Origin of the sequence: Stutzerimonas stutzeri (assembly GCF_024448935.1) — a bacterium.
In the GTDB taxonomy this organism is placed as follows: domain Bacteria; phylum Pseudomonadota; class Gammaproteobacteria; order Pseudomonadales; family Pseudomonadaceae; genus Stutzerimonas; species Stutzerimonas stutzeri_AO.
Genome location: NZ_JAMOIE010000116.1, coordinates 1 through 13,210, shown reverse-complemented (window position 1 = coordinate 13,210; position 13,210 = coordinate 1). Strand labels below are relative to the sequence as shown.

Genomic DNA, 13,210 nt, shown 5'->3' with positions numbered 1-13,210 from the left:
GGATCGCCAGCAAGGACTGGGCGTCCCCCTGGCTCCTACGGGGTAGTGTGGCGGGGGGCAGCCCGGATTGCTGCTCTTCGCTGCCGCCCCTCACTACTCAAGATTTCCGCCTGGCTACCTGATCAGAACAGGAAGTACCGCTGCGCCATGGGCAGTACGTCCGCCGGCTCACACCAGAGCAGTTGCCCGTCCGCGCGCACCTGGTAGTTCTGCGGGTCGACCTGGATGTCCGGCGTGTAGTCGTTGTGGATCAGGTCCTTCTTCTGCACCGAGCGGCAGCCCCGCACCACGCCGATCTTCTTCTTAAGCCCCAGCTGTTCGGGCACGCCAGCGTCGAATGCCGCCTGGCTGATGAAGGTGAAGCTCGATGCGTGCAGTGAGCCGCCAAAGCTGGCAAACATCGGCCGGTAGTGCACCGGCTGCGGCGTCGGGATCGACGCGTTGGCATCGCCCATCAGGCTCGCGGCGATGGCGCCGCCCTTGAGGATCAGTGTCGGCTTCACGCCAAAGAACGCCGGGCGCCAGAGCACCAGATCGGCCCACTTGCCCACTTCGATGGAGCCCACCTCATGGCTGACGCCATGGGTGATCGCCGGGTTGATGGTGTACTTGGCGATGTAGCGCTTGGCGCGGAAGTTGTCGTTGCCGGCGCCATCGCCGGGCAGGGCGCCGCGCTGCTTCTTCATCTTGTCGGCGGTCTGCCAGGTGCGGGTGATGACTTCGCCGACGCGGCCCATGGCCTGGCTGTCGGAGCTGATCATCGAGAAGGCACCGAGGTCGTGGAGAATGTCCTCGGCTGCGATGGTCTCGCGGCGAATACGGCTTTCGGCGAAGGCCACGTCCTCGGCGATGCTCGGGTCGAGGTGGTGGCAGACCATGAGCATGTCCAGGTGCTCGTCGATGGTGTTGCGGGTGAACGGCCGGGTCGGGTTGGTGGAGCTGGGCAGAACATTGGGCAGGCTGCAGGCCTTGATGATGTCCGGCGCATGGCCACCGCCGGCGCCTTCGGTGTGATAGGTGTGGATGGTGCGGCCCTTGAACGCGCCCAGGGTCGTCTCGACGAAGCCGGATTCGTTCAGGGTGTCGGTGTGGATCGCCACCTGCACGTCGTACTGGTCGGCGACGCTCAGGCAGTTGTCGATGGCGGCCGGGGTGGTGCCCCAGTCCTCGTGCAGCTTGAGGCCGATGGCCCCGGCCTTGACCTGCTCGATCAAGGGCTCCGGCAGCGAGGCGTTGCCCTTGCCGCTGAAGCCGAGGTTCATCGGGAAGGCGTCGGCGGCCTTGAGCATCATCGCCATGTGCCAGGGGCCGGGCGTCACGGTGGTGGCGTTGGTGCCGGTGGCCGGTCCCGTGCCGCCGCCGATCATGGTGGTGACGCCGCTCATCAGGGCTTCTTCGATCTGCTGCGGGCAGATGAAGTGGATGTGCGAGTCGATGCCGCCGGCGGTGAGGATCATGCCTTCGCCGGCGATGACTTCCGTTGCGGCACCGATGGCGATGGTCACGTCGGGCTGGATATCCGGGTTGCCGGCCTTGCCAATGGCGGCGATGCGGCCATCCTTCAGGCCCACGTCCGCCTTGACGATGCCCCAGTGATCGAGGATCAGCGCGTTGGTAATCAGGGTGTCGACCACTTCGGCGGCGCACAGCTGGCCCTGGCCCATGCCGTCGCGGATCACCTTGCCGCCGCCGAATTTCACTTCCTCGCCGTAGGTGGTGAAGTCCTTTTCGACCTCGATCCACAACTCGGTGTCGGCCAGGCGCACCTTGTCGCCGACGGTGGGGCCGAACATGTCGGCATAGGCTTGGCGGGAAATCTTCATCTCTGTCCTTCCTTTTGATGTGATGCCATGGCGTTCGCCGTTCCCTGGAGATTGGGGCTGGAGGCTTGAAGGCTGGAGGCTGGACGAAAAGGCAGCCGCCGGGTTGCTCGCTGCTCTTTCGTCCAGCCTTCAGCCTCCAGCGACCTTTCCGGCTTTTAGAGCGTGCCCATCACCCGTCCGGCAAAGCCGAACACCCGGCGGTCCCCGGCCAAATCGACCAGCTCCACGTCGCGGCTCTGGCCTGGCTCGAAGCGCACGGCGGTGCCGGCCGGAATGTTCAGCCGCATGCCGCGCGCGGCGGCGCGGTCGAAGGCCAGCGCATCGTTGGTTTCGAAGAAGTGGTAGTGCGAGCCGACCTGGATCGGCCGGTCGCCGCTGTTGGCCACACAGAGGGTCAGGGTGCGGCGGCCGGCGTTGAGCTCGATGTCGCCGTCCTGGATCTGGTATTCGCCGGGAATCATGAAGACCTCATGGAGAGACGTTTGTAATAGAGAACGGTGGGGTGATAGGTGCCGTCAGGCCGTGCGGCGTAGTCGGGGATTTCTCCGGCACGTTGATACCCGAGCCGTTGATAAAAGGCTTCAGCGGGACTGCCCGCCTCTGTATCGAGATACAGCAAACCGCGTTGCGTGCGTACCGCTTGATGCTCAAGCGCCTGCATCAAACGCGCGCCGATGCTGCGCCGGCGAGCAGTCTGGTGAACCAGAAGTTTGTTGACCTCGGCGCGATTGAGCCCGTTGGGTTTGAGGCAAAGTGCAAGCTGGACGCTTCCGATGACGCTTTGGTCCTCGGTTGCCACCCACAGGAGAGACTGACGGGCGCGGAGCGCCTGCTCGACCCCGTCAAAGTAGGCGTGCGCCTGTCCTGCCTCCAGATCATCAAGGAAGCCGACCGAAGCTCCCTGCCTGACCGCATCAAGTAGCAACTCGACCAGGCCGTCGCGGTACGAGGCGAATGCACCGGCATCCACCAAGACGATGTTGATCACATCGTTTCGATGACCGAAGACCTGGCCGTGCGGAGCAGTCATGGCAGCTTCCTCTCCGGTGTCAGTATCAGCTGCATCAAAGTCAGATCCAGCCAGCGATCGAATTTGCAGCCCACCTGGCGCATCTGGGCTGCATGGGTGAATCCGAGTTGTTGGTGCATATGCACCGATGCGCGGTTCTCGCTTTCGATTGCCGCGACCATTACGTGCTTATCAAGCTGCCGGGCGCGCTCGATAAGGGTTTGCATCAGGCTGCGGCCGATGCCGCTGCCGCGGTGGTCAGGGCTGACATACACTGAGTTTTCGACGGTATGACGAAAGCCGTCGTGAGGGCGCCAGGGGCCGAACGAGGCGTAGCCGGCGACCTGTCCGTCCTCGCCGATCGCGACCAGCACGGGATAGCCTTGTTCGTGGCGCTCGGCCAGCCAGGCGCGGCGGTTGTCGAGATCGACCAGCTGGTCGTTCCAGATCGCCGTGCTGTGCTGCACGGCGTCGTTGTAGATCTCCAGGATGCCTCCGAGGTCGGCGTCCAGGGCGTCACGTATCTGCACGTTCAGTTCCCTCCAGGCGGTTCGGGATCATCATCGTTGCGGCCATGGCCGCAGTAGACATTGACCCGTGTTTCAAGCGATTGGTTGATGCACGGTGACCAGCTTGGTGCCGTCCGGGAAGGTGGCCTCGACCTGAATCTCCGGGATCATTTCCGGCACGCCTTCCATGACCTGGTCGCGGCCCAGCAGTGTGGTGCCGTAGTGCATCAGTTCGGCGACCGTCTGGCCGTCCCGGGCGCCTTCGAGCAGCGCGGCGGATATGTAGGCCATGGCTTCCGGGTAGTTGAGCTTTACCCCGCGGGCGAGGCGACGCTCGGCGACCAGCCCGGCAGTGAAAATCAACATCTTGTCCTTTTCTCTCGGCGACAAATCCATAACGGCTCCAGTCAAGGGTGGATATTGCTTGTCGCATCCACCGGCTGGTGGTCGCAACCACACAGCGAATTACGGGGCGGCCACGCACCTGGTGGCCGGCGTAGAGTGGGTAACGGCGGAGCCTTACCCAGCGTAGTTCATGTACTCCAGATCCTCGGGGGCACCGCCTCGCGATCGAGCAGTTCAGGTCGCAACAACCGCCACAGGTCGATCAGCCAGGCGCGGGCATGCAACGCCTCGCCAGCCAGGCAACGCCCGACCAGCATGCCAGGCAACTGTGTCAGATCGCCCCGCACCCGGTTCGGAAGTTCACGGCAGCGCTCCAGCAGCTCGGCATCAATCTCGCCAGTGACAATCATAGTGGCGAATACGGGTTGGCCGTCGAGACCGATTGGCGAGTCCAGTAGCCCATCCTTGCCCGTTATACGCTGGCGCTCGTGCCAGAGCAGTTCGCCGTCGCGACGGATGTTCAACTGTGCCTGGAAATGGCCCGCGTCGAAGCGCTCGCCGCTGGCCGGCCGGCCGAGCGCGACGATGTCCCAGTGGAACAGCCTGGCATCGCCTTCTAATTCGATGGATGTGCTCAGTTCGGCCTGCGCTGCGCAATAGACGATGGTTTCCTGTGGCAGCCATTCCAGCGTCGCGCCGGCCTCGACACGCAGCGTCAGTGTCTGCAAGGCGGGGCCGCCAGCGCGATACCACTTCGCCGCGCCAGGACTGGTCAGCTGGGCCCAGGCGCCACTGCCTACCGCGACACTGATGTCCAACCGATCACCGCCGGCAATCCCGCCCGGCGGGTGCACGATGATCTGCTGACAAACCTCCGGACCCTCGGGATAGAGATGCTTCTGGACCCTCAATGGGCCGCTGTGACGGCGCAATACTGGGCGTGTTCCCCCGTCGAAGCGGGCATAGCCCAGTTCGAGTTCGGCGTTCCAGTGGGGCGTGAACAGCGCAGTCAGAGCAGTCATGAGCCGTGAGATCAGCAAGTGGTTGAACCAGCCGAGCAATAGTCGTGCCTCTCGCGCCAGAGCGGTGCGCTGCGGCGCTACTAGCCTGGTGGGCGAGTAAGAGAGCCGGTCGATGGTCAGGTTGCCGGCTTTTTGATGCCCTCCAATGGTGCGCCAGAAAGGTTTTGCGTGGTGAGTGATCCACTTTGGTGCGCGTCAATGCGGCCTTTGCTGCGACGTGCTCGGCTTGATCGAGCAGAGCGATCCGTTGAAGCTGATCGGAGCGACCGGGCAGTCACTGAAATAGCTTGTTGCCAGCATCACGCTGCTTTATGGGGCTTTATCTCTTCCGAGCTGCTCGTTTGACGAGGATGCGAGCGAGTGCCAATGTCAGTCAGGCGAAGAGTCCGATTTGCCCGGCGGCGGTGGCATGTTCGACCGGCTTTGACTGGGAAGAATCGGCAGTCGCTCGGTGGCACCCATAACAACAAGATCCACGGAGACGCCGCATTGAATCTATTGTTCCAGCAAGTGCTCAACGGCTTGACCCTGGGCAGCATCTACGGGTTGGTCGCTCTCGGCCTGACGCTCGTTTACGGCATCCTGCACATTCCCAACTTCGCCCACGGCGCGCTGTACATGGTCGGCGCCTTCGCATCCTACTACTTCATGACCGACATCGGCCTGCATTACTGGATCGCGATGCTGGCGTCCGGTGTGGTGGTGGCCGTGCTGGCGGTGCTGTCGGAGCGGTTGGTGTTCCACCCGCTGCGCAATGCGCCGCCGATCCACGACAAGATCGCGGCGATCGGCATCCTGCTTTTTCTCGAAGCGGTGGTGCAGATGCTCTGGGGCTCGGACTTCCGCCGCATGGCCTCGCCGTACGCCGGCATCCTCAATTTCGATGGACTGATCATCCCCGAGCAGCGGCTCTTGATCATCGTCGGCGCCTTTACCCTGATGCTGGGGTTGCACCTGTTCCTGCGCAAGACGATGCTCGGCTCGACCATCATCGCCATGGCCCAGAGCCGCGAAGGCGCGTTTCTCGTCGGTATCGACGCCAACCGCGTGGCGATGCTGACGTTCGCCATCTCCGGCATGCTCGCCGCCTTCGCCGCGACGCTCTACGCACCGATCAACCTGGTATATCCGGCGATGGGGCATCTGGTGATCATGAAGGCCTTCGTGATCATCGTGCTCGGCGGCATGGGCAGCATTCCGGGCGCCATCATCGGCGCCATGATCCTTGGCTTCGCCGAGAGCTTCGGCGGCTTCTACCTATCCTCGGATTACAAGGACATCATCGCCTTCTCGCTGCTGGTGGTGATCCTGTCCTTCCGCCCGACCGGGCTGTTCGCCAAGGGGGCTCACTGATGCATCGTTTCGCGTCCTTACTGACCGGCCGCGGCGCCAAACTGGCGTTGCTGGCCCTGGCCCTGGCCTTCCCACTATTCGCCAAGAGCGAGTATCAGGTTTACGTGATGGCCAGCGCTTTCATCTGGGCCATTGCGGTCTACGGCCTGAACATCATCACCGGCTACTGCGGCCAGCTGAACCTTGCCCACGGCGGCTTCTTCGCCATCGGCGCCTACACCCTGGCGATTCTCACCGCCGACCATGGCTGGAATTTCTGGCCGGCCTTCGTGGCGGCGGCGCTGGTTTCGGCTGCCATCGGTGCGCTGGCGGGTATCGTCTCGCTGCGCCTGAAAGAGCACTTCTTCGCCATCTTCACGCTTTGCGTCGGCTTTATCATTTACCTGCTGATCGACAAGTGGGAGGAGCTGACCCACGGCGCCATCGGCATTCGCGGCATCGCGGCGCCGGACGGCTTTGGCCTGGTGGATTTCAGCCAGACGGTGCCCTTCTACTATCTGGCGCTGCTGTTTCTGGTGTTGGCGATCTGGTTCGCCGGGCGCCTGGCGTCCTCGCTGCTGGGCCGTACCTTCATGGCCATCCGCAACGGTGATGCGCTGGCCCAATCGTTGGGCATCGACCTGATGCGCAACAAGCTCCTGGCCTTCGTCCTCTCGACCACCTACGCCGGTATCGCCGGTGGGCTGTATGCCTCGATGATCCGCTTCATCGGCCCGGAGGAAGCCAACCCCAACCACACCTTCGACATGATCACCTACCTGCTGGTGGGCGGCTTCGGCACCTTGTTCGGGCCATTGGCCGGTACCGTGGGCGTGGTCTGGATCACCCAATCGCTGCAGTTCCTCGAGAACTACCGGATGATCATCTTCGGCCCGCTGATCGTGGTGCTGGTGATCTTCATGCCGCGTGGCGTGATTGGCACCTTCCTCGGCTGGAAGCTGCGCAAGGACACCGCAGCTGCCCGGGCGAATGACCCGCGTGCCGCCACCAAGGTCACCCCAGGCAACAACGAGGTGAACAACAATGCTTAAGGTGGAAAACCTGACCAAGATGTTCGGCGGGCTGGCGGCGGTGCACGACGTCAGCGTCGAGTTCGAAGCGCGCAAGATAAACGCCATCATCGGCCCGAACGGCGCCGGCAAGAGCACCTTCTTCAACCTGATTTCCGGCGTGCACAAGCCGACCTCCGGTCGCATCCTGATCGGCGGCCACGACGTTTCGCGGATGCGCTGCGATCGTGTGGCCCGGCTCGGCGTCGGCCGGACCTTTCAGACCACGCACCTGTTTGAGCAGGCCACCGTTCTGGACAACCTGATCGTTGGCCATCGGCTGCGTACCCGTTCCGGCCTCTGGGATGTGCTGATCAATTCCAGGCGTCTGCAGCAGGAAGAGCGCAAATGCCGGGAGAAGGCGCGTGCTGCGCTGGATTTCGTCGGCCTGGCGCATCTGGAAAATCGTGTGGTGCTGGATATCTCTCAGGAGGAGCGCAAGCGCGTCGCCTTCGCTCTGGCCTTGGCCACCGAGCCGAAGCTGGTGCTGCTCGACGAGCCGGCGGCAGGCGTCAATCCCGAGGAGACCGAAGGCCTTGCCGGACTGATCCGCAAGATGCCCGAGCATGGTCTGACCGTGTGCCTGATCGAACACAAGATGGACATGATCATGGGCCTGGCGGACAAGATCATGGTGCTCAACTACGGCGAGAAGATCGCCGAAGGCACGCCCGCCGAGATCAAGGCTAACCCGGCCGTCATCGAAGCCTACCTGGGGAGTGACTACGATGCTGCAGCTTGATCGGGTCGATGTCTGCTACGGCAGCTTCAAGGCGCTCACGCAGGTGTCCATGAGCGTCGGCGCCGGCGAACTGGTGGTGCTGCTCGGCGCCAACGGTGCCGGCAAGACCACCTTGTTCAACACCATCAGCGGGTTGCTCAAGCCAACCGCCGGCAGCATTACGCTGGAGGGCAAACGCATCGACGGCCTCAGGCCGTCCGGCCTGGTTGCCGCCGGCGTTGTGCACTGCCCGGAAGGGCGCAAGCTGTTCCCGCAGATGTCGGTCTCGCAGAACCTCGCCCTCGGTGCCTATCTGCATCGCCGCGACGGCGAAGGCAACAGGCGCAACCTGAAGGAAGTGCTCGACCTGTTTCCCATCCTGCACGACAAACGCAATCAGCCGGCCGGCTCGCTGAGCGGTGGCCAGCAGCAGATGGTGGCGATCGGCCGAGCATTGATGAGCCGCCCGCGTCTGCTGATGCTCGATGAGCCTTCGCTGGGGCTGGCGCCGCTGGTGGTCAACCAGATGTTCCAGGTGATCTCGCGCATCAACAAATCCGGCACCAGCGTGTTGCTGGCCGAACAGAATGCCTTCGCGGCGCTGAAGATCGCCCATCGCGCCTATGTCATCGAAGGCGGCAGCCTGGTGATGGAGGGTGACCAGCAGGCCATGCTGGGTAACGAAGCCGTGCGCAAGGCCTACATTGGCGCCTGAACAGTCATAACCAAGGAGACAACAATGAAAACGATCAAAGCGCTTGGAATGGCGATTGCCACCCTGTCTGCAGCCCATGCCGGCAGCGCATATGCCGAGCAGACGCTCAATATCGGCTTCACCGGGCCCCTCAGCGGCGGCGCCGCGCTCTATGGCGAGAACACCCTGTCGGGCCTGCGCATGGCGGTCGAGGACGCCAACAAGGCGGGCGGTTTGAAAATCGGCGACGAGACCTACAAGGTCAATCTCATCAGCCTCGACGACAAGTATTCACCGAGCCAGGCGGCCACCAATGCCAAGCGGCTGGTAAAGGAGTCGAATGTCACTGCCGTGTTCGTCCCGCATTCCGGCGGCGTGTTTGCCCTGCAGGACTTCAACGTCGGCGACGACTTCCTGATAATGGCCTACACCAGCGTGCCCACGGTGACCGAGCAGGGCAATCCGCTGACCATACGCATCCCGCCGGAATTCACCGGCTACGTCGATTCCTTCTCCGACTACGCGCTCAAGCACTACGGCAAGAAGCTCGGCATCGCCGGCGCGACTCACGAGTACGCCAAGATCTGGACCGACATGATGACCAGGGCCTGGGAGCAGAAGGGCGGCGAGATCGTTGCCAGCAATCCCATGGACTACAACAAATCGGCCGATTTCTATACCGGCGTGAGCCGGGTGATCGCCTCGAACCCGGACGTGATGTTCGTCGGCGGCGCTTCGGAACCCACCGGGCTGGTCATGCAGCAGGCACGGCAGCTAGGTTTCCAGGGCGCTTTCATCGTGATGGATCAGGCCAAGCTGGATGAAATCGCCGCTGTCACGGGCGGGCTGGATCTGCTGGAAGGCGCGATAGGCGTGGTGCCGCTGTCCGAATACGAGGCTGAGGCGGCCAAGGCGTTTGTCGAGCGCTACAAGCAGGCCCACGGCAAGGTGCCAGGCTCCGAAGCGGCCTTCAACTACCTGGCCTTCCATACCTTGGCCAAGGCCATGGAGCTGGCTGGCAGTACCGAGCCGCAACAGGTACGGGCGAAGATGGCCGGGGCGATCAGCGCGCTGGACCCCAAGTACAACCTCTATTCGATCCAGGGAATCACCGATAAAGGTGGTTTCATTACCCCGATCACCATGGCGGTGGTAGAGGGAGGCAAGATCGTTCTTAAGGAAATCGGGGAGTAATCGCTCGGCGGCTTTCCTCGGCGCAACGGCCCGCAGCGTTCCCACGCACACGCAGAGTGTGGGGGCTATCAACCCCTCCGAAGGCGGAGTTAGTCAGCAGCCTGAGCCTGCTCGGCTTCCTGCTCGCGCATGTTGCCGCGCTCTTGCATCAGCTTGACCAGTGCTTCGCGGTCGGCGGCGTTCAGCATCTCTTCAGCCCTCTGCGCACTGCGGCCGTCGTTGTGAGGGGGGTCAGCCCAGGCCGTGTCGCTGCCAGGCCTTCGCGGCGCTGATGTGCAGTTGCGCATGGCGCCGTGCGAGCAGTGCGCGGTCCTTGTCGTAGCCGCCACCGATCACGCCGACCAGCGGAATGTCTCGCCCCAGACAGTGTTCGATCACCGCGCTGTCGCGCATGGCCAGGCCTTCGTCGCTGAGCTCAAGCAGCCCCAGCGCGTCATCGCGGTGCACATCGACGCCGGCGTCATAGATGACCAGATCCGGCTGATACAGCGGCAGCAGGTAGCTGAGCGTATCATCGACGACCTTCAGGTAATCCGCATCGCCAAGGCCAGGCGCCAAACCGATGTCCCAGTCGCTGCGGGCCTTGCGCGCCGGGAAATTCTTTTCGCAGTGCAGTGACACGGTGACGGCGTCCGGTACCTGCTCGAGAATGCGTGCTGTGCCGTCGCCCTGATGCACATCGCAATCGAAGATCAGCACACGACCGACACGGCCACTCTCCAGCAGCGCCAGGGCGATAATGGCCAGGTCGTTGAATATGCAGAAACCGGAGGCATGAGCGTGATGGGCATGGTGGGTGCCACCCGCCAGGTGACAGGCCAGCCCGTGCTGCAATGCAAGGTCTGCGGCCAGCAGCGAGCCGCCTACTGCGCGCACGGTGCGCTTCGCCAGTTGCGGACTCCAGGGCAGGCCCAGGCGGCGCAGTTCGTCGCGGCTCATGTCGCCGCTGCAGTAGCGTTCGACGTAGTGACGGTCATGTGCGAGCGTCAGCATGTCGGGCGGACAGGGCTCGGGACGCAACAACGCCGCATCCGTGGTCAAACCGCAATCGACGAGATGGTCGCGCAGCAGGCGGAACTTTTCCATGGGAAAGCGGTGTCCCGGCGGCAGAGCGGGGCTGTAATCGTCGTGAAATACCAACGGCAGGGACATCGAATCGGGCCCATTGAGGTCAACCGCGAGTATGCAGAGCCGTTACCGAACTCTTCAAGGAAACAGCACGGACGGACCGATGGAACGTATTGAACTGGAAACGCCGCGCTTGCGTCTGCGTGCCTGGCGCGATGGCGATCTCGATGCACTGACCGAGCTGTGCAGCGACCCGCTGGTGATGCGCTATTTCCCCGAGTTGCGCTCGCGCGACGAATGCGCGGCGGCGATGGCGCGCAACCGGATCCATTTCGCGCGGTTCGGCTTCGGGTTCTGGGCGCTGGAGCTCAAAAGCGATGGACGATTCATCGGTATGGCCGGGCTGGCCTGGAGCCGTTTGCAGCTGCCGTTCTGCCCAGCGGTGGAAATCGGCTGGCGGCTCGCCCAGGAGCATTGGGGGCAAGGCTTCGCGCGCGAAGCGGCAGAGGCATCGCTGGCGTGCGGCTTCGAGCGGCTGCAGCTTGCGGAGGTGGTGGCCTGCACCGCGGCGATCAACGAGCCTTCGCTGGGGTTGATGCAGGCGTTGGGCATGCGGCATGAACCAGCGGATGACTTTGACCATCCGATGATTCCCGAGGGGCATCCGTTGCGCCCTCATTGGCTGTATCGAATCACGCGGGATGATTGGGCAGCGCTTCGCCGACAAGCGCAACCAGTGGAGCCGCTTCGGCGGAATCCGTAACATGGCGCGCCTGCCTCGTGCCTCGCATACATAAAGGAACTACACCATGAGCGACACCCTAGACACGCTGGTCAACCTGCTGTCGCTGGAGCGAATTGAAGCAAACCTGTTCCGCGGTGCCAGCCAGGACCTGGGCTTTCCGCAGCTGTTCGGAGGCCAGGTGATCGGTCAGGCGCTGTCCGCGGCCAGCCAGACGGTGGCGCCGGAGCGTCACGTGCATTCGATGCACGGCTACTTCCTACGGCCTGGTGATTCCCACCAGCCGGTGGTCTATGACGTTGACCGGGTGCGCGACGGTGGCAGTTTCAGCACGCGCCGGGTCAGCGCGATCCAGAAAGGGCAGACCATCTTCACCTGCAGCGCGTCGTTCCAGGCCGACGAGACCGGGTTCGAGCATCAGTTGCCGATGCCCGACGTGGTCGGCCCCGAGAACCTGCTCAGCGAATGGGAGCTGTTGCACAAACTGACGCCGCTGGTTCCGGCGCGTGTGGCAGAAAAGCTGCGCCGTCCGAAACCCATCGAGATCCGCCCGGTCACGTTGCAGGACCCGGTCAACCCGCAGCCGATCGAGCCGCTCCGGCATATCTGGTTCCGTGCCGATGGCGCGCTGCCGGACAGCCCGGCGCTGCACAAGTATCTGGTTGCCTACGCCTCGGACTTCAGCTTCATCGGTACCGCCCTGCAGCCACACGGCGTCAGCTCCTGGAGCAAGTTCATTCAGCTGGCAAGCCTGGACCATGCCATCTGGTTCCATCGCGAAGTGCGCGCCGACGAGTGGTTGCTGTATTCCATGGACAGCCCCTGGGCCGGTAACGCGCGTGGTTTCGCGCGTGGCAGCATTTTCAACCGCGCCGGTCAGTTGGTCGCCTCGGTGGCTCAGGAAGGGCTGGTCCGGGTGCGCGAGGACTGGAGGTGAAACTGGCTGCTGCACGGCACTGGGTGTTCGACATGGATGGCACCCTGACGCTTGCCGTGCATGATTTTCCGGCGATCAAACGAGCCCTGGACATTCCTGAAGACGACGACATCCTCCATCACCTCGCCGCGCTGCCCGCCGACGAGGCTGCGGGCAAGCGTGTCTGGTTGCTGGAGCACGAACGCGAGCTGGCCTATGCCGCCACACCCGCGCCGGGCGCCCGTGAACTGCTGTATGCGCTGCGTGACCGCGGCTGCAGGCTTGGGGTACTGACGCGCAATGCGCACGAACTGGCGCTGGTGACCCTGCAGGCGGTAGGCATGGGCGACTGCTTTGCCAGTGATGACATCCTCGGCCGTGACGAGGCACCGCCCAAGCCTGATCCGGGCGGCCTGCTGCATCTGGCGGAGAAGTGGGGCGTTACACCGGATGAACTGGTGATGGTCGGCGACTACCGCTTCGACCTTGAATGCGCGAACGCGGCCGGCGCACCTGGCGTGCTGGTCAATCTGCCGGAAAACCCCTGGCCGGAGCTGACCGATTTGCATGCGCGTGATTGCCGAGCGCTGCGCCAATTGCTAGGCGGCTAAAGCAGGTCGAGACTGAGCGTGCCAGGCTCCGTGGGCCAGCGGACGCCGGGTCCTTGCTGGCGAAGCTCTTGGCCATGGACGCTGCGTGCGGCTCCTGGTTCGCCAGCACGCTCGCTCCTACGCAGAGCAGAAGCACCAGTCCCATGTAGGAGCC

15 protein-coding genes are annotated in these 13,210 nt (G+C 63.5%); 8 read left to right on the top strand and 7 right to left on the bottom strand.

The window, feature by feature from the left end; genetic code table 11:
- Positions 1 to 122: 122 nt before the first annotated feature.
- From ureC to NA637_RS22245, 6 genes are all read right to left on the bottom strand, one after another.
- Positions 123 to 1,823 carry an urease subunit alpha gene (gene ureC / locus NA637_RS22270; protein WP_256074704.1) on the bottom strand — a complete coding sequence of 567 codons (1,701 nt, stop codon included), beginning with the start codon at positions 1,821 to 1,823 and terminating at the stop codon, positions 123 to 125.
- Positions 1,824 to 1,978: 155 nt separating this feature from the next.
- The gene (locus tag NA637_RS22265; protein WP_256074703.1) at positions 1,979 to 2,284 is read right to left on the bottom strand and encodes an urease subunit beta; all 306 of its coding nucleotides are present in this window, start codon (positions 2,282 to 2,284) and stop codon (positions 1,979 to 1,981) included.
- Entirely contained in the window at positions 2,281 to 2,853 is a 573-nt protein-coding gene (locus tag NA637_RS22260; RefSeq protein ID WP_256074702.1) for a GNAT family N-acetyltransferase, read from the bottom strand. Before NA637_RS22260 ends, NA637_RS22265 begins: the two co-directional genes overlap by 4 nt.
- Complete coding sequence (locus NA637_RS22255) at positions 2,850 to 3,362, bottom strand: N-acetyltransferase family protein (RefSeq protein ID WP_336605510.1); 513 nt, start codon at positions 3,360 to 3,362, stop codon at positions 2,850 to 2,852. The genes NA637_RS22260 and NA637_RS22255 overlap by 4 nt, the downstream gene beginning before the upstream one ends.
- 72 nt (positions 3,363 to 3,434) lie before the next feature.
- A complete protein-coding gene (ureA, locus tag NA637_RS22250) occupies positions 3,435 to 3,737 on the bottom strand; it encodes an urease subunit gamma (protein ID WP_256074701.1) in 303 nt (100 codons plus the stop codon).
- A gap of 137 nt (positions 3,738 to 3,874) precedes the next feature.
- The gene (locus NA637_RS22245; RefSeq protein WP_256074700.1) at positions 3,875 to 4,708 is read right to left on the bottom strand and encodes an urease accessory protein UreD; all 834 of its coding nucleotides are present in this window, start codon (positions 4,706 to 4,708) and stop codon (positions 3,875 to 3,877) included.
- Positions 4,709 to 5,197: 489 nt separating this feature from the next.
- Here NA637_RS22245 and NA637_RS22240 point away from each other — a divergent pair, with 489 nt between their 5' ends.
- From NA637_RS22240 to NA637_RS22220, 5 genes are read left to right on the top strand one after another with little or no spacing between them, the layout of a single operon-like run.
- The gene (locus tag NA637_RS22240; protein ID WP_256074699.1) at positions 5,198 to 6,061 is read left to right on the top strand and encodes a branched-chain amino acid ABC transporter permease; all 864 of its coding nucleotides are present in this window, start codon (positions 5,198 to 5,200) and stop codon (positions 6,059 to 6,061) included.
- Positions 6,061 to 7,092, top strand: a complete 1,032-nt coding sequence (locus NA637_RS22235) for a branched-chain amino acid ABC transporter permease (RefSeq protein ID WP_256074698.1) — start codon at positions 6,061 to 6,063, stop codon at positions 7,090 to 7,092. Before NA637_RS22240 ends, NA637_RS22235 begins: the two co-directional genes overlap by 1 nt.
- Complete coding sequence (locus NA637_RS22230) at positions 7,085 to 7,852, top strand: ABC transporter ATP-binding protein (RefSeq protein WP_256074697.1); 768 nt, start codon at positions 7,085 to 7,087, stop codon at positions 7,850 to 7,852. The genes NA637_RS22235 and NA637_RS22230 overlap by 8 nt, the downstream gene beginning before the upstream one ends.
- On the top strand, positions 7,839 to 8,546 hold the full coding sequence (locus NA637_RS22225; protein ID WP_256074696.1) for an ABC transporter ATP-binding protein: 708 nt from the start codon (positions 7,839 to 7,841) through the stop codon (positions 8,544 to 8,546). The genes NA637_RS22230 and NA637_RS22225 overlap by 14 nt, the downstream gene beginning before the upstream one ends.
- 24 nt (positions 8,547 to 8,570) lie before the next feature.
- Positions 8,571 to 9,719, top strand: a complete 1,149-nt coding sequence (locus tag NA637_RS22220; RefSeq protein WP_256074695.1) for an ABC transporter substrate-binding protein — start codon at positions 8,571 to 8,573, stop codon at positions 9,717 to 9,719.
- 231 nt (positions 9,720 to 9,950) lie between these two features.
- Here the strand turns inward: NA637_RS22220 and NA637_RS22215 are convergent, their stop codons facing one another.
- A complete protein-coding gene (locus NA637_RS22215; protein WP_256074694.1) occupies positions 9,951 to 10,871 on the bottom strand; it encodes a histone deacetylase family protein in 921 nt (306 codons plus the stop codon).
- 79 nt (positions 10,872 to 10,950) lie between these two features.
- Here NA637_RS22215 and NA637_RS22210 point away from each other — a divergent pair, with 79 nt between their 5' ends.
- From NA637_RS22210 to NA637_RS22200, 3 genes are read left to right on the top strand one after another with little or no spacing between them, the layout of a single operon-like run.
- Positions 10,951 to 11,550 (top strand): GNAT family N-acetyltransferase, encoded by a 600-nt coding sequence (locus NA637_RS22210; protein WP_256074693.1) that lies wholly within the window; start codon positions 10,951 to 10,953, stop codon positions 11,548 to 11,550.
- A 46-nt stretch (positions 11,551 to 11,596) separates the two neighbouring features.
- On the top strand, positions 11,597 to 12,466 hold the full coding sequence (tesB, locus tag NA637_RS22205) for an acyl-CoA thioesterase II (RefSeq protein ID WP_256074692.1): 870 nt from the start codon (positions 11,597 to 11,599) through the stop codon (positions 12,464 to 12,466).
- Positions 12,463 to 13,056, top strand: coding sequence for an HAD family hydrolase (locus NA637_RS22200; protein WP_256074690.1), 594 nt, complete (start codon positions 12,463 to 12,465; stop codon positions 13,054 to 13,056). Before tesB ends, NA637_RS22200 begins: the two co-directional genes overlap by 4 nt.
- Positions 13,057 to 13,210: the final 154 nt, after the last annotated feature.